This is a genomic window from Burkholderia sp. YHN3-13 (assembly GCF_055810675.1).
In genome coordinates, this window is record NZ_JBVVNQ010000010.1 from 253,614 (window position 1) to 273,917 (window position 20,304).

A 20,304-nucleotide genomic window follows, 5' to 3' on the forward strand; every position below is an offset into this window, starting at 1 on the left:
ATGCAGCGGTTCGCTGCCCGGCCGCGCCGGCCGGGCAGTGTGTGCGGTAAAGCCGGGCGTCATGGCGCCCGGCGATCAAAAGCAGGCACCCATGTCTGATATTTCCTACACGTCCTCCCGATCGTCCGACGGTGCGCAGCGCGCGCCGGGTCGTCTCGGGGATGTCCTGTTCGGCGGCCTCGCTCGGCTCGCCGCGATCGTGACCCTGCTGCTGCTGGGCGGGATCATCGTTTCCCTGATCGTTGCGTCGATGCCGACCATCGAGAAGTTCGGCCTCGGCTTCCTGTGGCAATCCGAGTGGGATCCCAACTCGGACATCTACGGCGCACTCGTGCCGATCTACGGCACGATCGTGACGTCGCTCATTGCGCTCGTCATCGCGGTGCCCGTCAGCTTCGGCATCGCACTGTTCCTCACCGAATTGTCGCCCGTCTGGCTGCGCCGCCCGCTCGGCATCGCGATCGAGCTGCTCGCCGCGATTCCGTCGATCGTGTACGGCATGTGGGGCCTGCTCGTGTTCGCGCCGATCTTCGCCGAATACTTCCAGAAGCCGATCGGCCGCCTGTTCAAGGACGTCTGGGTGCTCGGTCCGCTGACGGCGGGCCCGCCGATCGGCATCGGCATCCTCGCGGCCGGCGTGATCCTCGCGATCATGATCATCCCGTACATCGCGTCGGTGATGCGCGACGTGTTCGAGGTCACGCCCGTGCTGCTGAAGGAATCCGCGTACGGGATCGGCTGCACGACCTGGGAAGTGATGTGGAAGGTCGTGCTGCCCTACACGAAGACCGGCGTGATCGGCGGCGTGATGCTCGGCCTCGGCCGCGCGCTCGGCGAAACGATGGCCGTGACCTTCGTGATCGGCAACACCAACCTGCTCGACAGCGTATCGCTGTTCGCGCCGGGCAACAGCATCACGTCGGCGCTCGCGAACGAATTCGCCGAAGCGCAGCCGGGCCTGCATACGTCCGCGCTGATGGAACTCGGCCTGATTCTCTTCGTGATCACGTTCATCGTGCTGTCCATCTCCAAACTGCTGCTGCTTCGTCTCGAGAAGGGAGAGGGCAAGAAATGAGCGAGCCCATCATGAATTTCCCGGGAGCCGACGGCGCCGTGCTCGACGCGATGCGCAACCGCCTGCAGCGCAAGCGCAAGGCGATCAACGCGATCGCGCTTACCGCGTCGCTCGGCGCGATGGCGTTCGGCCTGCTGTGGCTCGTGTGGATTCTCTACACGACGGTGCACCTCGGTATCGGCGGCCTGTCGCTGCAGCTGTTCACCGAATCGACGCCGGCGCCGAACACGGAAGGCGGCGGTCTCGCGAACGCGATCGTCGGCAGCCTGCTGCTGTGCGGATTCGGCACGCTGGTCGGCACGCCGATCGGCATCCTCGCGGGCGTCTATCTCGCCGAATACGGCCAGAAGAACCTGCTGGCGAGCACGATCCGCTTCATCAACGACATCCTGCTGTCGGCGCCGTCGATCGTCATCGGCCTGTTCGTGTACGCGATCGTCGTGGCGAAATCGGGACGCTTCTCGGGCTGGGCCGGCGTCATCGCGCTCGCCCTGCTGCAGATTCCGATCGTGATCCGCACGACCGAGAACATGCTGAAGCTCGTGCCGAATGCGCTGCGCGAAGCGGCCTTCGCGCTCGGTACGCCGAAGTGGCGGATGGTGCTGAAGATCACGCTGCGCGCATCCGTCGGCGGGATCGTGACGGGCGTGCTGCTCGCGGTCGCACGGATTGCCGGCGAAACGGCGCCGTTGCTGTTCACCGCGCTGTCGAACCAGTTCTTCTCGTGGGACATGAGCCAGCCGATGGCGAACCTGCCGGTCACGATCTACAAGTTCGCGATGAGCCCGTTCGCGGAGTGGCAGTCGCTCGCATGGGCGGGCGTGTTCCTGATTACGCTCGGGGTGCTCGGACTCAACGTCCTGGCGCGCTCGATCTTCTCGAAAAAGTAACGGCGGAGCAATCCGATGAATATGGCAGAGAGCCACCTGAATCCCGTCGAGCGCACCGCTGCGCCGGCCGGCACGCATGACGCGGCGAACGATCGCCCGCTCGCGCCGCTGAACGCGAAGATCGAGGTCAACAACCTCAACTTCTTCTACAACAAGTTCCATGCGCTGAAGAACATCAACCTGCGTATTCCGGACGGCAAGGTGACCGCGTTCATCGGCCCGTCGGGTTGCGGCAAGTCGACGCTGCTGCGCACGTTCAACAAGATGTTCGCGCTCTACCCGGAGCAGCGCGCCGAAGGCGAAATCCTGATGGACGGCGAGAACCTGCTGACGACGAAGCGCGACATCTCGCTGCTGCGCGCGCGGATCGGCATGGTGTTCCAGAAGCCGACCCCGTTCCCGATGTCGATCTACGACAACATCGCGTTCGGCGTGAAGATGTTCGAAAAGCTCACGCGCTCGGAAATGGACGACCGCGTCGAATGGGCGCTCACGAAGGCTGCACTGTGGAACGAAGTGAAGGACAAGCTGGGCCAGAGCGGCTACGGCCTGTCGGGCGGCCAGCAGCAGCGCCTGTGCATCGCGCGCGGCATTGCGATCCGTCCGGAAGTGCTGCTGCTCGACGAGCCGTGCTCGGCGCTCGACCCGATCTCGACGGGCCGCATCGAAGAGCTGATCGCGGAGCTGAAGAGCGACTACACGGTCGTGATCGTCACGCACAACATGCAGCAGGCCGCACGCTGCTCGGATTACACGGCCTACATGTACCTGGGCGAGCTGATCGAGTTCGGCGAGACCGAAAAGATCTTCATCAAGCCGGTGCGCAAGGAAACGGAAGACTACATCACCGGCCGTTTCGGTTGATGACGGAGAACAACAGCCATGTCGGATAAACATCTGTCGAGCCAGTTCGATGCGGACCTGAATGCCGTGTCGTCGAAAGTGCTGGAAATGGGCGGCCTCGTCGAGTCGCAGATCGTCGGCGCGATGTACGCGCTGAACGAGTTCGACCGCGAGACGGCCGAGAAGGTGATCGCGGCCGAGGAAACGCTGAACGCGATGGAAGTCGACATCGACCAGGAGTGCGGCAACATCATCGCGCGGAGGCAGCCGGCCGCGCGCGACCTGCGCCTTTTGATGTCGATTTCGAAAACGATTACGAACCTCGAGCGCGCCGGCGACGAGGCCGAGAAGATCGCCAAGCGCGTGCGCCGCCTGGTCGACGAGCCGGCCGCGCGCGCGGTCAACATCGCCGAGATCAAGGTGTCGGGCGAGATGGCCGTGACGATCCTGCGCCGCGCGCTCGACGCGTTTGCGCGCCTCGACACGGTCGCGGCCGCGCAGATCGTCAAGGACGACAAGGAGATCGACCTGGAATTCCGCGCGTTCGTGCGCAAGCTCGTGTCGTACATGCAGGAAGATCCGCGCACGATCTCGGTCGGCCTCGAGTACCTGTTCATCGCGAAGGCGATCGAGCGGATCGGCGACCACGCGAAGAACATCGCCGAATTTATCATCTACATCGTGAAGGGCACGGACGTGCGGCACCAGCCGCGCGACACGCTCGACCGTGAAGCCAACAGTTAATACGACCCAGCACAGGAAAAACAGAGGTGCCGATGCCCAGCAACATTCTCGTCGTTGAAGATGAGCCCGCGATTTCCGAACTGATCTCGGTGAATCTCCAGCACGCCGGTCACTGCCCGATCCGTGCGTACAACGCCGAACAGGCGCAGAACCTGATCAGCGATGTGCTGCCCGATCTCGTGCTGCTCGACTGGATGCTGCCGGGCAAGTCCGGTATTGCGTTCGCGCGCGACCTGCGCAACAACGAACGGACCAAGCACATCCCGATCATCATGCTGACTGCCCGCGGCGACGAGCAGGACAAGGTGCTCGGCCTCGAAATCGGCGCGGACGACTACGTGACGAAGCCGTTCTCGCCGAAGGAGCTGATGGCGCGGATCAAGGCCGTGCTGCGCCGCCGTGCGCCGCAGCTGACCGAGGACGTCGTGTCGATCAACGGGCTGCGCCTCGACCCGGCCACGCATCGCGTCGCCGCGCACGGCGATGGCAGCGAGATCAAGCTCGATCTCGGCCCGACCGAGTTCCGCTTGCTGCATTTCTTCATGACGCATCCGGAGCGCGTCCACAGCCGAACGCAACTGCTCGACCAGGTATGGGGCGACCACGTGTTCGTCGAGGAGCGTACCGTCGACGTGCACATCAAGCGATTGCGCGCGGCCTTGAAACCGGCCGGTTGCGATGCGATGATCGAGACCGTGCGCGGCAGCGGCTACCGGCTCGCCAAGCACGCGTAACGTATCCGCGCATGCCGTGTGCCACGGCATGCCGTTCATTCTTTCGGACGCTGAATCATGAACATCATCTGGGCGCGCTTTCTGGTGTCGCTCGTGCTGCTCGTGCTGATCGGCGTATTGGTCGGCGTTTTCGCCGGCCCGACCGCGGGCCTCGTGTTCGTGGTCGTGATGCTGGTCGCGCAGGGCTTTTTCAGCACCTTCCATACGCAGCGTCTGTGGCGCCTGCTCGACGCGCCCGTCTACGGCGAAGTGCCGAGTGCGCCGGGCATCTGGGGCGAAATCTACTATCGCCTGCACAAACTCGCGAAGCAGTGGCATGCGCAGGTGCGGCAGGTCGAGCAGCAGCATTCGCGCTTCATCCAGGCGATCCAGGCGTCGCCCAATGGCGTCGCGATGCTCGACGACCACGACCAGATCGAGTGGTGCAACGCGATCGCCGAGGTTCATTTCGGCCTCGACGCGAAGCGCGACCTGCGCCAGCACATCACGAACCTGGTGCGCCATCCCGATTTCGTCCGCTACCTGAACGCGCAGCTTTACGACGAGACGCTCGTGATGCGCGGCATGGGCGACTCGCGGCAGAACGTGCTGGAAGTGCAGGTGTTTCCGTACGGCGAGAACCGCAAGCTGCTGCTCACGCAAGACATCACCGAGCTCGAACGCACCGACGCGATGCGGCGCGACTTCGTCGCGAACGTGTCGCACGAGCTGAAGACGCCGCTCACCGTGCTGTCGGGCTTTCTCGAGACGATGCGCGAGTTGCCGCTGAACGAGGAAGACCGCGCGCGTTATCTCGACATGATGGAGCAGCAGGCGTCGCGCATGCGGCACATCGTGACCGACCTGCTGGTGCTCGCGAAGCTCGAAGGCGAGAGCAAGCCGCCGCTCGATCACGCGATCGACATGCGCGCCGTGTTCGACCATCTGAAGGAGGATGCGCAGACGCTGTCGAACGGGCATCACGACATCGCGTTCATGATCGACGAGACGCTCGGCGTCACGGGGGCGCAGACGGAGCTGTTCAGCGCGTTCGCGAACCTCGTCACGAACGCGATCCGCTATACGCCGGAAGGCGGCAAGATCGTCGTCACGTGGCGGCGCGAGGGCGCGCAGGGCGTGTTTTCCGTCACGGACAGCGGCTTCGGCATTCCGGCCGCCGACCTGCCGCGGCTCACCGAGCGCTTCTACCGCGTCGACCGCAGCCGTTCGCGCGACACCGGCGGCACGGGCCTCGGGCTGGCGATCGTCAAGCACGTGCTGCAGCGGCACGACGCGCACCTGTACGTGCAGAGCGAGGAAGGGCGCGGCAGTACGTTCACCGCGCGGTTCCCGGGTTCGCGCGTCATCGCGATCCGGCCGGCCGCGTACGAGGCGTGACCGCGTAGCGTTCCGACGTTCGAAACAAAAGAGCAGCCCGCGGGCTGCTCTTTTTCATGCGCGAGGCTTCGCGCGACTGGCGGCGCGCCGACGGCTCACGAGCAGAACTTCGCGAGCAATCCGAGCTGCGCGTTGCGGAGCGTCTTGCCGGCGCGACGGCGGCGGTAGTGGCCGTCGCTGTGCATCTGCCATGCTGATTGGTTGTCGCCGAGACACACCGACAGGCCTTCGGCGATCACGCGCCGCTTGAGCTTGCGCTCGCGGACCGGGAACGCGACTTCGACGCGGCGGAACAGGTTGCGGTCCATCCAGTCGGCGCTCGACAGATAGACGTCCTCGGCGCCGCCCGCATGGAAGTAGTAGATCCGGTGGTGCTCGAGGAAGCGGCCGACGATCGAGCGCACCGTGATGTTTTCCGACAGCCCCGGCACGCCGGGCTTCAGCGCGCAGACGCCGCGCACGATCAGGTCGACCTTCACGCCGGCCTGCGACGCTTCGTACAGCGCGGCGATCACCGACGGCTCCAGCAGCGCGTTCATCTTCGCGACGATGCGCGCACGCTTGCCGGCGCGCGCATTGTCGATTTCCGTGCCGATCGCGTCGACGATGCGCGGGTGCAGCGTGAACGGCGACTGCCACAGCTCGTGCAGCGTGAGCTCGCCGCCGATTCCCGTCAGTTGCTGGAAAACGTGGTGGACGTCCTCGCAGATCTTCTGGTCGGCCGTCATCAGCCCGAAGTCGGTGTAGAGGCGCGCCGTGCGCGGGTGGTAGTTGCCGGTGCCGAGGTGCACGTAGCGGCGCAGCGATGCCTTGCCGCCCTGCACGACGCGCCGCACGATCAGCATCATCTTCGCGTGGCACTTGTGGCCGACCACGCCGTACACGACATGCGCGCCGACGGCCTCGAGCTGCGACGCCCAGTTGATGTTGGTCTCCTCGTCGAAGCGCGCGAGCAGCTCGACGACGACGGTCACTTCCTTGCCGTTGCGCGCGGCTTCCATCAGCGCGTCCATCAGCGGCGAATCGGTGCCGGTGCGGTAGATCGTCTGCTTGATCGCGACGACGCTCGGGTCCCTCGCGGCCTGCTGCAGCAGTTCGAGCACGGGCTGGAAGCTCTCGTACGGGTGGTGCAGCAGGATGTCGCCGTCGTCGATCGCGTCGAACATCGTCGGCGCGTTCGTGATCGAGGCCGGGGTCGACGCGGTGAACGGCGCGAACTTCAGGTCGGGGCGGTCGACGAGATCGGGAATCTGCATCAGCCGCACGAGGTTCACGGAACCGGCCACGCGATAGCAGTCCTTTTCGCCGAGCTCGCTTTCCTCGAGCAGGCGGCGCACGATGTGCGCCGGTGTGTCGGCCGACACTTCGAGACGCACCGCGTTGCCGAGGTGGCGTGCGGGCAGCTCGCCCTGCAGCGCGACGCGCAGGTTCGTGATTTCGTCCTCGTCGACGAACAGCTCGCTGTTGCGCGTGATGCGGAACTGGTTGCAGCTCTTCACGACGAGTTGCGGGAAGAGTTCGCCGACGAAGCGCTGCATGAACGAACTCAGCAGCACGAAGCCGTGCTCGAAGCCCGACAGCGCGTGCGGCATGCGCACGACACGCGGCAGCGCACGCGGCGCCTGCACGATGCCCATCACGGCCTGGCGGCCGAACGCGTCGCGGCCTTCGAGCTCGACGACGAAGTTCAGGCTCTTGTTGAGCACGCGCGGGAACGGGTGGGCCGGATCGAGGCCGATCGGCGTCAGCACGGGCAGCAGCTCGTCGAGGAAGTAGCGCCGCGCCCATTCGAGCTGCTCGTCGTTCCACGTGTCGCTCGCGTGGAAGTAGATGCCTTCCTGTTCGAGCGCGGGCAGCACGGTTTCGTGCAGCATCGTGTACTGTCGATGGACGAGCCGCTGCGCGCGTTCGACGACGAGGTCGTAAGCGTGCTGCAACGACATGCCGTCGGGCGTCAGCGCGCCGGGATTGTCGCGGATCTGTTCCTGAAGGCCGGCCATCCGGACTTCGAAGAATTCGTCTAGGTTGCTGCTGGTGATGCAGATGAAGCGGAGGCGCTCGAGCAACGGGACTTGCGGATCGGCCGCCTGGGCCAGCACGCGCTCGTTGAAACCGAGGATGCCGAGTTCACGATTGAGAAGCGGATAACGGACGGACATCGGCAGAGTAGGGGGCAGTTCAGGCGATGATTCGAAAGGACGCTCGGAAACTCTCACGGTACGATGACGTGCTGATGACAATCATGTATTTATATCGGGAAATTCTACGCCTTAACCATTTCGTCGCATAAATGTTTCGGCTATATGGAATCGAGCAGTGTGCATACCCGTGAAGCGTGGTAACGGCAAGCGTTCCACGCTTAAAATGTCGCCTTTGATTGATCGCCCTGGGTTGCCGGTCCGGCTGCCGCGGGCGACCGCGCACGGAGCCCCCTTCTGATGGTTACAACCCCCCACTTGCTGGCTGCCGTGGATCTCGGCTCGAACAGCTTCCGGCTGATCGTCGGGCGCGTCGAGGAAACGCCGGCGGGCAGCCAGATCTATCCCGTCGACGCGTTGCGCGAACCGGTTCGGCTGGCCGCGGGCCTGTCGAGCGACAAGATGCTCGATCGCGCGTCGCAGGAGCGTGGCTGGGAGGCGCTCAAGCGGTTCGGCGAGCGCCTGCGCGATTTTCATCCCGACCATGTGCGCGCGGTGGCGACCAACACGCTGCGCGTCGCGAAGAACGCCGCCGAATTTCTCGGCGAGGCCGAAGCGGCGCTCGGTTTCCCGATCGAAGTGATCGCGGGCCGCGAGGAAGCGCGGCTGATCTATGCGGGCGCCGCGCACTCGGTGCCGGCGAGTGCCGGCAAGCGGCTCGTCGTCGACATCGGCGGCGGCTCGACCGAATTCATCATTGGCTCGCACTACACGCCGATCGTGATGGAGAGCCTGTATATCGGCTGCGTGAGCCACAGCCGCAGCTTCTTTCCGGCCGGCAACGTCGACGAATACACGATGCGGCAGGCCGAACTCGCGGCCAAGCGCGAGATCCAGATCATTTCGAGCGAGTACAAGAAGGCCGGCTGGGACCAGGCGATCGGGTCGTCCGGCACGGCGCGTGCGCTCGCGGAACTCGTCGAGGCGAACGGATTCAACGATCCGGGCATCACGCACGGCATTTCGCGCGGTGGCCTGGAGCGGCTGAAGCGCGCGCTGATCAAGTCGGAGAACGTCAACCGGCTCAAGCTGATCGCGTTGAAGCCCGACCGCGTGCCGGTGCTCGCCGGCGGCCTCGCGATCATGCTCGCGGTGTTCGAGGAGCTCGGCGTCGATTACGTCGATACGACCGACGGCGCGCTGCGCCTAGGCGTGCTGTACGACCTGCTCGGCCGGACGCAGCACGAGGACATGCGCGCGGTGACCGTCGAGGGCTTCACGCGCCGCTACGGCGTCGATCGTGCGCAGGCCGAGCGGATCGGTGCGCTTGCGGTGCGTTTCTACGACGAACTCGAGGAAGACGACGAAGAGGCGCGCGAGGAAGGGCGGATGTTCCTCGGCTGGGCGGCCGCGTTGCACGAGATCGGCCTGTCGATCTCGCACAGCGCGTATCACAAGCATTCGGCCTATATCGCGAGCAATGCGGACATGCCGGGTTTCTCGCGCACCGACCAGGCGCGGCTGGCCGCGCTCGTGCTCGGTCATGCGGGCAAGCTCGGCAAGCTGTCGCAGGCGCGCGACGTCGAGTGGCCGCTGCTGTTTTGCCTGCGGCTCGCGGCGCTGCTGTGCCGGCGCCGGACCGATGCGGGGCTGCCCGACATTTCCGTTTCGCAGATGAAGAAGGGCGGGTACGAAGTGCGCCTGCCGAGCGCGTGGGTCGAGCAGAATCCGTTGACCGACTACAGCCTCAGCCAGGAGGCTGCCGAGTGGGAGAAGGTCGGGATCCCGTATCGCGTGGTGTACACCGGCGCGTAATGGCCGCAAGCGTGGCCTGGAAGCCGTTGATGGGGCGGGAGCGTGGCTGCGGTGGCCTCAGGCGTGCCGCACGACCGTCCTGACGGCTCGCTCAATCCGACGAGCAGACGATCGCGGTCAGAAACGGGAACGCCTGCTTGACGGTCGCGTCGCTGCCGGCCTTGCGCACGGCTTCCTCCACCGCACTCTTCGTGCCGCGTACCACGACGCCGTAGGCCCAGTCGCCGATCGGCGTGCCGTCGCCCGGACGGAAGATCGGGTCGTTCGCTTGATAGCCCAGCACGACATAGACGCCGAAGCCGTACGCCGTCAGCGAGCGGTTCGTGCGGAATGCGTTCACGGAATTCGATTCGACGTGCATCGGCTCCGACTGGATGTCGCCGGCGGCGAGCAGCGGCGCGACGAACTTGTGGCCGGTCGAATGGCAGTCGAGCGCGTCGTCGAGCGCTTTCGCCGACGCGGGGCCGGCGGTCGCGAGCACGAGCAGCGACGCGCAGAGGGCGGTTTTGACGATGTTGTTTTTCATGCGCGGATGCGGGTTGTTCATACGCATTATCGCGTGTTCCCGGAAGTGTCGCGCGCGGGTGCGGGCAGGGCCGGAGCGTTGTCGCGTCGGTGCCCCAATGAATCCCTACAATGAACGGAAGTGCGTGAGCCGGGAATCCGTGCGGGCGGCGCAGGGCCCAGAAACGGAAAAGGGGCTACGGTGTTTAACCGTAACCCCTTGATTCCTTGGTCGGAGCGATAGGATTCGAACCTACGACCCTCTGATCCCAAATCAGATGCGCTACCAGGCTGCGCTACGCTCCGACGAGCCAAAGATTATATCGTTGCATGATCCATCCGGTCAATCACGACATGCGGGTAAATGCCGCGGCGGCGAACCGGCCGCGATTTGCGACAATCCACGGGACGATCGGCCGGCCGCGACGCATGCGTGCGCGGACGCTCGCCGAAGCAAGGAGAACATCATGATGAACCTGATCCTGTGGCGTCACGCCGAAGCCGAAGACTATGCGACGAGCGATCTCGCGCGCCAGCTGACCGTCCGCGGCCGCAAGGACGCGCAGGCGATGGCCAAATGGCTGCGCGGCAGGCTCGAGACGAACAGCGTGATCCTCGCGAGCCCGGCGGCTCGCACCGTGCAGACGGTCGAGGCGCTGACCGACGAGTACCGGACCGTCGACGCGCTCGCACCGGGCGGCAGCGTCGACGACGTGCTGGCAGCGGCAGGCTGGCCGGACGGCATCGCGCCGACGGTCGTGATTGTCGGGCACCAGCCGACGCTCGGCAGCGTCGCCGCGCAATTGATTACCGGCAGCGACGACAGCTGGAGCGTCAGGAAGGGCGGCATCGTGTGGCTCGCGAGCCGCACGCGTGACGGCAGTCGGCAGGCGGTATTGCGGGCGGTATTGACGCCGGAACTGGTGTGAATCCCGGCTGAATAGGTTTGAAGGGATTGATCATACGGTTTCGCAAGCTTTCTGCTAAAGTCAATTCGGCGACACGTCATTGAAAGGACACGGTCGTGCCACATAACGGTCACGGCCGGTTACTACATTGGCGGGCATGTCGCCTTATTCCTTACGACCAGGAAAGCCTAATGCGAGAACTGCCGACGCCTACGCTCCCTTTTGCCTCGCTGCCCCTCGACACGTCGCGGCGCCACCTGCCGCGCGCCAGTGAAACCGTCACATCGGAGTATCGCCTGCGCGCCGCATGGGCGCGTACGGAAGACGAATTGCGCGAAGCCCAGCGCCTGCGCTACAGCGTGTTCGCCGAAGAAATGGGCGCGCAGGTCAGCGGTCCCTCCGGTCTCGACGTCGATCCGTTCGATGCGTACTGCGACCACCTGCTGGTGCGCGATCTCGACACGCTGAAAGTCGTCGGCACGTACCGCGTGCTACCGCCGCACCAGGCGGCGCGGGTCGGCCGCCTGTATGCCGAGGGCGAATTCGACCTGTCGCGTCTCACGCACCTGCGCGGCAAGATGGTCGAGGTCGGCCGCTCGTGCGTGCACAGCGACTACCGCAGCGGCGCCGTCATCATGGCGCTGTGGGGCGGTCTCGGCGCGTACATGATGCAGAACGGCTACGAGACGATGCTCGGCTGCGCGAGCGTGTCGATGGCCGATGGCGGCCACTATGCGGCGAACCTGTACCAGTCGCTGTCGGCAGGCTCGCTGACGGCGCCCGAGTACCGCGCGTTCCCGCACACGGCGCTGCCGGTCGACGAACTGCAGACGGGCACCGTGGTCGCACCGCCGCCGCTGATCAAGGGCTACCTGCGTCTCGGCGCGAAGATTTGCGGCGCACCGGCCTGGGATCCCGACTTCAACTGCGCGGATTTCCTGACGCTGTTCCGCCTGTCCGACATCAACTCGCGCTACGCCCGCCACTTCCTGGGCTGAACCGTCCGAACCGTGGCGCGCCCGCATCCGGATGCACGCAAGCGAACGCCGTCGCGCGCCATTGGTCAGGCGACGGCATTCGTGCATTCGGCCCTGATAATTTCCGCGGTATGCGATTGCCGGCGTGCCACGGGATGGCACGTTTCAGGACGGCCCGGATCGTCGATACGGGCCGGACTGCGGGGCGGCTCGCTCAGTGCTTGCGCCGCCAGTCGAGCAGGTGATGTTCCGCCATCCAATGGTGGATCATCCCTTCGCCGCCATGGCTGCGCTTGTATTCGCGCGACTCGAAGTACGACAGCGCGACCAGCACCATCAGGCCAATGAACAGGCCGATCAGGCCCGCAATTTCTTCAGACGACATGGCAGCCTCCTTTCCACGGCACAGCGCCATGCGTACATAGTAGGACATGCGCGGCACGACCCTGAAACCGGATTTCCGCTAGACTCGGCGCGGTCCCGGCGCGCGATGGGCGCACCGGTTTCCGGAGCCACACCCGATGACCCGTTTCATGCTGGCCGTGCTGGCCGCATCCCTGCTTGCCGCCTGCACCAGCGATCCTCGCCAGGCCCGTCGCGGCCACCCGCCGGAAGACCCGGCCGACTATCACGGCGTGCCGACCGACATGACGCCGCCGTCGATGCTCGACGCGCCGCCGCCGAAACCGACGCAGTAACGACAGGGCTCGCCGTTACGCGCGGGCGGCGGACGTGGCGTGCGCGTCGGCGCCGATGCGCCGCAGCAGCCCGGGCAGGTAACGCGCGAGCGTCGCGCCGCGCGCGGCCATGAACAGCAGCAGCGCGAACCACAGACCGTGATTGCCGAACGTGCCGACGGCCGCGAACGTGGCAACAATGAAGATCGAGAGCGACACGACCATCGCGCGCATCAGCGATCGCGTTTGCGTCGCGCCGATGAAGACGCCATCGAGCAGGAAGCCCCAGACCGACACGATCGGCGAGATCGCAGCCCACGGCAGATAGCGCAATGCGACGGCGCGGATCTCGGCCTGGTCGGTCAGGCGCGCGACGATCCAGCCGCCCGCCGCCCAGTAGGCGAGCGCGAACAGCAGCGCGCCGAGCGCCGACCAGAGCAGCGTGACGCGCACGGCCTGCCGAAAGGCGCGGCGGTCGCGCGCCCCGGCGGCCGCACCGACGAGCGCCTCGGCCGCATGCGCGAAGCCGTCGAGGCCATAAGCCATGAAGGTCTGGAAATTCAGCAGCAGCGCGTTTGCCGCGAGCGTCGCGTCGCCTTGTCTTGCGCCCAGGTGCGCGAACCAGCCGAACGCGCCGAGCAGGCACAGCGTACGCAGGAAGATGTCGCGATTGAGCGCAACCAGGCGCTTGAGCGCGGCGCGCTCGGCAAGTGCGCGTACCGCGATCGGCGCAAGGCCGCGCGGGCGCAACCGCCACAGCATCCACGCACCGAGCGCGAAGCCGCAAGCGTCCGCGGTGGCGGTCGCGGCGCCGATGCCGGCGATGCCCCAACCGAAGCCGTACACATAGAGCAGGACGGCACCGATGTTCACCGCGTTGATGAACACCTGCGCGACCAGCGCCAGCCGCACACGCTGTACGCCGAGCAGATAGCCGAGCACGACGTAGTTCGCGAGCGCGAATGGCGCGCTCCAGATCCGCGCATGACTGTACGCGAGCGCCGTCGCGCGGACGGCGTCGCTGCCGCCGAGCGCGGACAGTGCGAACGACAGCAGCGGCACCTGCAGCGCGAGCACGGCGCTACCGAGCGCGAACGCGACGATCAGCGCGCGCAGCAGGTTCAGGCGAATACCGGCGGTGTCCCCGGCGCCGTGCGCCTGTGCGACGAGGCCGGTCGTCCCCATCCGCAGGAAGCCGAAACCCCAGAACACGAAATTGAAGAACAGCCCGCCGAGTGCGACGCCGCCGAGATACTGCGCGCCGTCGAGGTGGCCGGCGACGGCCGTGTCGACGGCGCCGAGGATCGGCTGGGTCAGGTTCGCCAGGACGATCGGGAAGGCGAGCGCGAGGACGCGCCGATGCGTGACGGTGGCCGAACCGGCGCCGGCTCCGTGCGCTAACGCGGATTCGGACATGGCGGACGCGTCAGGCGCGTTCCTGCACGCAGACCCACGGCGAGACGACGACCGCCCACAGCTCCGGGTTGCGCGCCGCGTAGTCGGCGGCGGTCTCGGCGGGCATGCGCGCGACGAGACCGGCCGACAGCCAGCGCGTGACCTGTTCGGCATCGTCGCTGGCGACGGCTTCCGCGACGCTGACGAGATCGAGGTCGCGCGCGACGGACAGCAGCTTGCCCTGCGCGAAGAAGCGTTCGAGATCGCACCAGTCGATCTTCGCGGTTTCGCCGAGGAGTTTGGCGTAGAGCGGGCTGTGCGACGCGCCCGCGGCGGATGGCTGATCTGAGGACATCGTTTTCTTGGAAAAACTGCGTGGCGCCACTATAAACCATCCGGCCGCACGGGCCGAGCCGGTGGTGAGCGGCCTACGCGTCGCGCAACGCGCGGCGCACGATCTTGCCGGTCGCGGTCATCGGCAGGCTGTCGACGAACGCGATCGCGCGCGGGTATTCGTGTGCGGCGAGCCGCGTGCGCACGTGGGCCTGCAGCGCGAGGACAAGCGTGTCGTCACCGACGTGGCCGGGGTTCAGCACGACGAACGCCTTGACGATCTCGGTGCGCGTCGCGTCGGGCACGCCGACGACGGCCGCCATTCGCACCGCCGGATGCGTGAGCAGGCAGTCCTCGATCGGCCCCGGGCCGATCCGGTAGCCGGCGCTCGTGATGACGTCGTCGTCGCGGCCGACGAAGCGCACGAAACCGTCGGCGTCGAGCGTGCCCGTATCGCCGGTCAGCAGGTAGTCGCCCGCGAACTTGTCGCGCGTCGCATCCGGGTTGCGCCAGTATTCGAGGAACATCACCGGGTCGGGGCGGCGTACCGCGATGCGACCTTCGACGCCCGGCGGCAGCGGCGTGCCGTCCGCGTCGACGATCGCGACCGCATGACCGGGTACCGCCTTGCCGATGGCGCCGGGCCGCGCGTCGAACAGCGCCGCGCAGGACGACAGCACCATGTTGCACTCGGTTTGCCCGTAGAACTCGTTGATCGTTACGCCGAGCGCGTCGCGCCCCCAGGTCGTCAGTTCGGTGCCGAGCGATTCGCCGCCGCTCGCGACCGATTTCAGCGACAGCGCATGGCGTTCGCGCGGTGCCGCTACGGTGCGCATCAGCTTTAGCGCGGTGGGCGGCAGGAACGCATGCGTGACGCCGTGCCGCGCCATCAACGCAAACGCCGCGTCGCCGTCGAACTTCTCGAAGCGGCGCGCGAGCACCGGTACGCCGTGATGCCACGACGGCAGCAGCACGTCGAGCAGGCCGCCGATCCATGCCCAGTCGGCTGGCGTCCAGAACAGGCGTGCATCGCGCGGGAAGCATTGCTGCGACATCTCGACACCGGGCAGGTGGCCGAGCAGCACGCGATGGGCGTGCAGCGCGCCTTTCGGTTTGCCCGTCGTGCCGGACGTGTAGATGATCACCGCCGGATCGTCGGCAGCCGTATCGGCCGGCACGAACTCCGGCGTTTCGGCGGCGAGCGCCGCGTCGTAACGCAGCACGCCCGGCGCGTCGGGCGCGTCGGGCGCATCGTCGCCGACGCAGTAGACGGTACGCAGCGTGGGCAGCTGCGCGCGCAGCGGCGCGATTTTCGCGTAGCCGGCCGCGTCGGTGACGAGCGCGGCGGCCCCGCTGTTCGCGAGCCGGTATTCGAGTGCATCGACGCCGAACAGCGTGAAGAGCGGCACCGCGATCGCGCCGAGCTTGTACGCCGCGAGATGCGCGACAGCCGTTTCGGGACCCTGCGCGAGAAAGATGCCGATCCGGTCGCCGCGTTGCAGGCCCGCACGCACGAGGCTGTTCGCGAAACGGTTAGAGGCATTCTTCAGATCGTCGAACGTCATCCGAAACACGTCGCCTTGCGCCGTTTCGTAGATCAGCGCGAGGCGTCCGCTGCCGTCGGCCCATTTGTCGCAGACGTCCACGCCGATGTTGTAGCGCGCCGGAATGTTCCACCGGAAGCGGGAGAGCAGGTCGTCGTAGCGGTCGGCGGCGGGCAGCATCGATTGTCTCCTGGGTGTCGATCGTGGCGTCGGGCGCACGGCTTACATCAGGTTTTCACGCAGACGAATCCACAATGGGGTCTGCTGATAGGGAATGCTCGGGCTCGTCCAACGGCCGACGCTCGGTGCACGATTCCGGAATGACGCATAAGATCACGACAAAACAGTGATGTGACCATGGATTTGCTTCTGATAGCTGCGGGGTTCAGCCTGATCGGAATCGGTGCGCTGGTGGCGTTTGCCAGTCACGTCGATCCGTTGTCCGGCCGTTTCACCGGACGTCTGCGCAAGCGCTGACTCGACCATTCCCGTTTTTCGCCGCGACGGCACGCGATGCGCGCCGGCATCGCGTGTCGTCCGTTGGTCGCTCAGCGGGCCGGCAGGTAACGAGACGGGTCGATCGACCGGCCGCCGTAGCGCAGCTCGAAATGCAGCGCGACGCGATCGCTGTCGCTGTTGCCCATCTCCGCGATCGACTGCCCCTGCGTGACCGACTGGCCTTCCTTCACCAGCAGCGCGCGGTTGTGCGCGTAGGCGGTCAGGTAGTCGGCGTTGTGCTTCAGGATGATCAGGTTGCCGTAGCCGCGCAGCCCGTTGCCGGCATAGACCACGACACCCGGCGCGGCCGCGACCACCGGCGTGCCCGGCGCGTTCGCGATGTCGATCCCCTTCGATTTCGAGCCGTCGAACGTGCGCACCACGTTGCCGGCCGCCGGCCAGACCAGCGCGATGCTCGTGGCCGGTTTCACGGCCGATTCGACCGGCGCGGAAGGGGCCGGGCGGGCGCGTCCCGCACTGCCGGTGCCGGTGGTCGACGGCGTCGATGCGGTGGCCGTGCCGGGCGGCGGCGCGACGCGCAGCACTTGACCGACTTCGATCGCATCGGGGTTCGCCATCTGGTTCCAGCGCACGATGTTCTGTACCGACGTGCGGTTGTCGCGCGCGATCTTGTAGAGCGTGTCGCCACGCTCGACGCGATAGAACCCGGGGCCGACGGGCGCGGAGCCGCACGCGACGAGCAGGGCCGCGCAGGCGGCCGCGAAGAGTCGCTTCGTTGTTGTTCCGAACATTGAACCTCGCAAAACCCCGCCGCGCGTGACGCGGCAGGCAACACAAAACGTCCGATTTTAACGGGTTCGACCCGAGCACCGCAGTTTCGTGCCGCTGCCGGGGCCCTTGCGCGCCCGTTCGGCGCGCCGATCAGCCGGCGAGCGGCCGCACGCGAATGCGCAGCGCGGCCGTTTCGGTCGCGCCCGGCGCAAGCATGCGCAGCCCGAGGCCGTTGTGGATCGCATCGGGCAGGCCGAGCCACGGCTCCACGCAGTAGAAGTCGGAATCCGGCTTTTCGGTCCAGGTCGTGACTGCGTACCAGGGGATCGAGCCCGGCGCGTCGAGCGCGATTTCGATCGTGCGGCCGCGGCCCGGCATCACGATGCGCACCGGCGCGGACGGTTCGCCGTCGAGGCAGTGGAAGCGGTCGAGGATGTCCGGATTGTCGAGGCGGTAGCGGGCTTCGCCAGGTTCGAGCGGGCTGATCGAGCCGTCCGGACGCTGCTGGCAGCTGCGGGTCGGCGGCAGTTCGAGGGTGGTTTCCGCGCGTTCGCCATGCGGCAGCGCGAAATAGAAATGATGACCGGCGTAGTAGGGCAGCGGCGTGTCGCCGCGGTTGGTCGTCGTCAGCGCGACGTCGAGCGTATGCGCGTCGGCCAGCCGGTAGGTCGTCTCGAACCGGAAGTCGAACGGGTAGCTCGCGTGCAGGGCGTCGTTCGCGTCGAGCGTCATCGACAGCGCGGCGCCGTCGGCGGACGGGTGCGCGTCGAACGGCAGGTCGCGCGCGAAGCCGTGCATCGGCAGATCGCGGACCACGCCGGCGGCGTCGCGCCAGCGGCCGAGTTCCCCGTCGATGCGGTGGCGGCCGAGGAACGGAAACAGCAGCGGATTGCCGCCGCGCACGCGTGCGAGGTTGCTCCAGTCGGCCGTTTCCGGCCAGAAGATGACCGGTTCGCCGTCGACGTGCCAGGACAGCAGGCGGCCGCCGAATTGCGGAGCGACCCGGACGAGCGACGGGCCGGCGTGAAGTTCGTGGATATCGTGTTGCTGGAAGATCGGCATGGCGAATCGGGTTGGGCGGGTGGACGGAGCAACGCGCGTTCCATTATCGGGCCGCGGCTGCTCGGGGAAAACCCTTCTCGGGAAATTGCGAGTTTTTAACATTGTCAACGGTCGGGATAATGCCTCTAAACCGGTGATGTTGCCGGGTCATGACACTTCGTGGAGGGGGCCATGGATCTGGCAATGGCAATGGGTATCGCACTGTTCGGCATGTTCACTGGCAGCACGGTATTATTTTTCTATCAGCTCGGCCGCTGACGGCAATTCCTGCCGAAATCGACAGGCCCGCCATGCGAATGGCGGGCTTTTTGCTTTCTGGGTCCTTACAAATTGCAAGCGTTTGTGTGCATTGCCGCAATAACCTGCCAAATGCCTTGGCGCGGTAATCCTGGCTCGGCATAATCGGGGCGCGTTTTTCGGACGCGCATCGCGTCGTCCGTCTTTCTCCCCGCTTAATCTCGACTAAAAGGACCGACGCGTGAGCCTCTGGTTTCTGGTATTCCTGAGCGTCCTGCAGGGCGTCACCGAACTCTTCCCCGTCAGCAGCCTCGGCCATACGTTGCTGGTGCCGGCGCTGTTCGGCATGCATATCGACAAGCACGCGCCGCAACTGCTGCCGTTCCTCGTGGCGCTGCACCTCGGCACCGCGCTCGCGCTGCTGTGGTACTTCCGCGCGCGCTGGATCGCGCTGATCGGCGGCTTCTTCGCGCAGCTCGGCGGCCGCAAGAACGACGACGGCCACCTGATGTGGGCGCTCATCATCGGGACGATCCCGACCGGCATCGTCGGGCTGCTGCTCGAGAAGCGTATCGAACGCGTGTTTCATGACCTGCGGATCGTGGCGATCGCGCTGATCGTGAACGGCGTGCTGCTGTGGCTCGGCGATCGCATCCAGCGCAGCCGCGCGCACCAGGCGCCCGAGAAGATGACGTTCAAGCAGGCGTTCTTCGTGGGTCTCGCGCAGATCGGCGCGCTGATTCCGGGTTTCTCGCGCAGCGGGCTGACGATGATCGCCGGCAATGCGGCCGGGTTGACGGCCGAGAAGGCGGCGGAATTCTCGTTCCTGCTCGGCACGCCGATCATCTTCGCGGCGGGCGTGCTCGAGCTGCCGAAGCTGTTCCATGCGCGCGACCAGCTCGCCGACGCGCTGCTCGGCGGCGTGCTGACGGCGATCGCCGCGTACCTGAGCGTGCGATTCCTGATGCGCTATTTCGAAGGGCGCGGCCGGCTCGCGTCGTTCGGCGTGTATTGCGTGATCGCCGGCGTGTTCTGTCTCGGCTGGTTCATGCTGCATCCGCAGCCGGTTTGACGCGGTGATGGCTCGCTTCGCGTGATGTGGCGCGATGATCGGGTATAATTTCGGGCTCGGTTTCGTACCGGGCCCGTTTTGTTTCGGGGCTTTGAGTCTGGCGGCGCGGTTGTCGCAGCTGCTCGAAAGCCCGGCGCGGAATGCGGTCCGTGGCAGGCCGTGTCTTTTCTCCCCGACCGCCCTTAGCTCAGTTGGATAGAGCAACGGCCTTCTAAGCCGTAGGTCACACGTTCGAATCGTGTAGGGCGGGCCAGTCAAGTCAAGCACTTACATTCGCGCTCTTGCTGCATCAGCCATCGATCGGTCGTCCATGTGACCGTGGTGTAACCGGATTTGGGTAATCGATGGCGGCTCGTGACGCTCCGGGATCCAACGCTTGAGCCGCTCATTCTCCGATTCCAGTTCCTTGAGCCGGCGGACATCCGCCATATCCATGCCGCCGAATTTGTCGCGCCGACGATAGAACATCCGTTCCGAGATGTTGTGGCGCCTGCACAGATCCTTCGCGTGTTCGTCCGGGCGCTCTGCCTCGCGCAAAATTCGAATGACCTGTTGGTCGGTAAATCGCTTTTTCAGCGAGTTCTCCTTGCCGCTAGAGTAAAAAAGAACTCGCTTGCCGAATGGCTGCAAGAAGCGTCCCAGGTCACGGCACTGGATGCCGGGCAAGCCCGCTTCAGCGTTCGTACAGGGATCGGAAATCCGGCTCGTGATCAACGAGCAGCGTTTCGTTCAATTCAGTCTCGACGAGT

The 20,304-nt window shown here is 66.0% G+C and carries 19 protein-coding genes, 2 tRNA genes and 1 pseudogene; 12 read left to right on the top strand and 10 right to left on the bottom strand.

Translation table 11 applies throughout. The features are described from left to right. Positions 1–91: 91 nt before the first annotated feature. Genes pstC through phoR form a run of 6 tightly spaced genes read left to right on the top strand, consistent with a single transcriptional unit; the run spans position 92 to position 5,663 of the window. Positions 92–1,075 (top strand): phosphate ABC transporter permease PstC, encoded by a 984-nt coding sequence (pstC, locus tag AC0KUR_RS23010; RefSeq protein WP_059557054.1) that lies wholly within the window; start codon positions 92–94, stop codon positions 1,073–1,075. After that, on the top strand, positions 1,072–1,965 hold the full coding sequence (gene pstA / locus AC0KUR_RS23015) for a phosphate ABC transporter permease PstA (protein ID WP_034186661.1): 894 nt from the start codon (positions 1,072–1,074) through the stop codon (positions 1,963–1,965). Before pstC ends, pstA begins: the two co-directional genes overlap by 4 nt. A gap of 15 nt (positions 1,966–1,980) precedes the next feature. Beyond that, the gene (pstB, locus tag AC0KUR_RS23020) at positions 1,981–2,829 is read left to right on the top strand and encodes a phosphate ABC transporter ATP-binding protein PstB (protein WP_034186662.1); all 849 of its coding nucleotides are present in this window, start codon (positions 1,981–1,983) and stop codon (positions 2,827–2,829) included. Positions 2,830–2,847: 18 nt separating this feature from the next. Further along, positions 2,848–3,552, top strand: a complete 705-nt coding sequence (gene phoU / locus AC0KUR_RS23025; protein ID WP_034186663.1) for a phosphate signaling complex protein PhoU — start codon at positions 2,848–2,850, stop codon at positions 3,550–3,552. Positions 3,553–3,584: 32 nt separating this feature from the next. Next, positions 3,585–4,286, top strand: coding sequence for a phosphate regulon transcriptional regulator PhoB (phoB, locus tag AC0KUR_RS23030; RefSeq protein WP_006750313.1), 702 nt, complete (start codon positions 3,585–3,587; stop codon positions 4,284–4,286). Between the two features lie 57 nt (positions 4,287–4,343). Beyond that, the gene (gene phoR, locus AC0KUR_RS23035) at positions 4,344–5,663 is read left to right on the top strand and encodes a phosphate regulon sensor histidine kinase PhoR (protein WP_034186664.1); all 1,320 of its coding nucleotides are present in this window, start codon (positions 4,344–4,346) and stop codon (positions 5,661–5,663) included. Between the two features lie 95 nt (positions 5,664–5,758). Here phoR and ppk1 read toward each other — a convergent pair whose 3' ends face one another. Continuing rightward, the gene (ppk1, locus tag AC0KUR_RS23040) at positions 5,759–7,822 is read right to left on the bottom strand and encodes a polyphosphate kinase 1 (RefSeq protein WP_473376458.1); all 2,064 of its coding nucleotides are present in this window, start codon (positions 7,820–7,822) and stop codon (positions 5,759–5,761) included. A 279-nt stretch (positions 7,823–8,101) separates the two neighbouring features. Here ppk1 and ppx point away from each other — a divergent pair, with 279 nt between their 5' ends. Next, positions 8,102–9,616, top strand: coding sequence for an exopolyphosphatase (gene ppx, locus AC0KUR_RS23045; RefSeq protein ID WP_034186666.1), 1,515 nt, complete (start codon positions 8,102–8,104; stop codon positions 9,614–9,616). A 91-nt stretch (positions 9,617–9,707) separates the two neighbouring features. On the opposite strand, the gene AC0KUR_RS23050 is transcribed toward ppx, so the two are convergent. After that, positions 9,708–10,142 (bottom strand): hypothetical protein, encoded by a 435-nt coding sequence (locus AC0KUR_RS23050; RefSeq protein WP_059557062.1) that lies wholly within the window; start codon positions 10,140–10,142, stop codon positions 9,708–9,710. A 207-nt stretch (positions 10,143–10,349) separates the two neighbouring features. Further along, positions 10,350–10,426, bottom strand: a tRNA-Pro gene (locus AC0KUR_RS23055). A gap of 161 nt (positions 10,427–10,587) precedes the next feature. On the opposite strand from AC0KUR_RS23055, the gene sixA reads away from it, so the two are divergent. Next, positions 10,588–11,049 carry a phosphohistidine phosphatase SixA gene (gene sixA, locus AC0KUR_RS23060; RefSeq protein ID WP_473376459.1) on the top strand — a complete coding sequence of 154 codons (462 nt, stop codon included), beginning with the start codon at positions 10,588–10,590 and terminating at the stop codon, positions 11,047–11,049. Positions 11,050–11,219: 170 nt separating this feature from the next. After that, the gene (locus AC0KUR_RS23065) at positions 11,220–12,026 is read left to right on the top strand and encodes a GNAT family N-acetyltransferase (RefSeq protein WP_034186675.1); all 807 of its coding nucleotides are present in this window, start codon (positions 11,220–11,222) and stop codon (positions 12,024–12,026) included. 193 nt (positions 12,027–12,219) lie between these two features. Here AC0KUR_RS23065 and AC0KUR_RS23070 read toward each other — a convergent pair whose 3' ends face one another. Beyond that, complete coding sequence (locus AC0KUR_RS23070; protein ID WP_162840567.1) at positions 12,220–12,390, bottom strand: hypothetical protein; 171 nt, start codon at positions 12,388–12,390, stop codon at positions 12,220–12,222. A 136-nt stretch (positions 12,391–12,526) separates the two neighbouring features. Between AC0KUR_RS23070 and AC0KUR_RS23075 the strand changes: the two genes are divergently transcribed. Then, positions 12,527–12,703, top strand: coding sequence for a hypothetical protein (locus AC0KUR_RS23075; protein ID WP_167361866.1), 177 nt, complete (start codon positions 12,527–12,529; stop codon positions 12,701–12,703). A gap of 15 nt (positions 12,704–12,718) precedes the next feature. Here AC0KUR_RS23075 and AC0KUR_RS23080 read toward each other — a convergent pair whose 3' ends face one another. The 5 genes from AC0KUR_RS23080 to AC0KUR_RS23100 all read right to left on the bottom strand — a co-directional run bounded on the left by AC0KUR_RS23080 (position 12,719) and on the right by AC0KUR_RS23100 (position 18,246). Further along, a complete protein-coding gene (locus AC0KUR_RS23080; protein ID WP_124609608.1) occupies positions 12,719–14,098 on the bottom strand; it encodes an MATE family efflux transporter in 1,380 nt (459 codons plus the stop codon). 10 nt (positions 14,099–14,108) lie between these two features. Continuing rightward, positions 14,109–14,432 carry a DUF2288 domain-containing protein gene (locus AC0KUR_RS23085; protein WP_034186677.1) on the bottom strand — a complete coding sequence of 108 codons (324 nt, stop codon included), beginning with the start codon at positions 14,430–14,432 and terminating at the stop codon, positions 14,109–14,111. 73 nt (positions 14,433–14,505) lie between these two features. Further along, positions 14,506–16,134 (bottom strand): acyl-CoA synthetase, encoded by a 1,629-nt coding sequence (locus tag AC0KUR_RS23090; protein ID WP_473376460.1) that lies wholly within the window; start codon positions 16,132–16,134, stop codon positions 14,506–14,508. A gap of 368 nt (positions 16,135–16,502) precedes the next feature. After that, complete coding sequence (locus AC0KUR_RS23095) at positions 16,503–17,204, bottom strand: peptidoglycan DD-metalloendopeptidase family protein (RefSeq protein ID WP_034186679.1); 702 nt, start codon at positions 17,202–17,204, stop codon at positions 16,503–16,505. Between the two features lie 130 nt (positions 17,205–17,334). Further along, positions 17,335–18,246: an aldose epimerase family protein gene (locus tag AC0KUR_RS23100; protein ID WP_301740677.1), complete on the bottom strand. Its 912-nt coding sequence runs from the start codon at positions 18,244–18,246 to the stop codon at positions 17,335–17,337. 478 nt (positions 18,247–18,724) lie between these two features. On the opposite strand from AC0KUR_RS23100, the gene AC0KUR_RS23105 reads away from it, so the two are divergent. Continuing rightward, positions 18,725–19,555, top strand: a complete 831-nt coding sequence (locus AC0KUR_RS23105; RefSeq protein ID WP_021157259.1) for an undecaprenyl-diphosphate phosphatase — start codon at positions 18,725–18,727, stop codon at positions 19,553–19,555. Positions 19,556–19,731: 176 nt separating this feature from the next. Next, positions 19,732–19,808, top strand: a tRNA-Arg gene (locus AC0KUR_RS23110). Between the two features lie 104 nt (positions 19,809–19,912). On the opposite strand, the pseudogene AC0KUR_RS23115 reads toward AC0KUR_RS23110, so the two are convergent. Then, positions 19,913–20,131: pseudogene (locus tag AC0KUR_RS23115) on the bottom strand (transposase); the annotation flags it as partial. Positions 20,132–20,304: the final 173 nt, after the last annotated feature.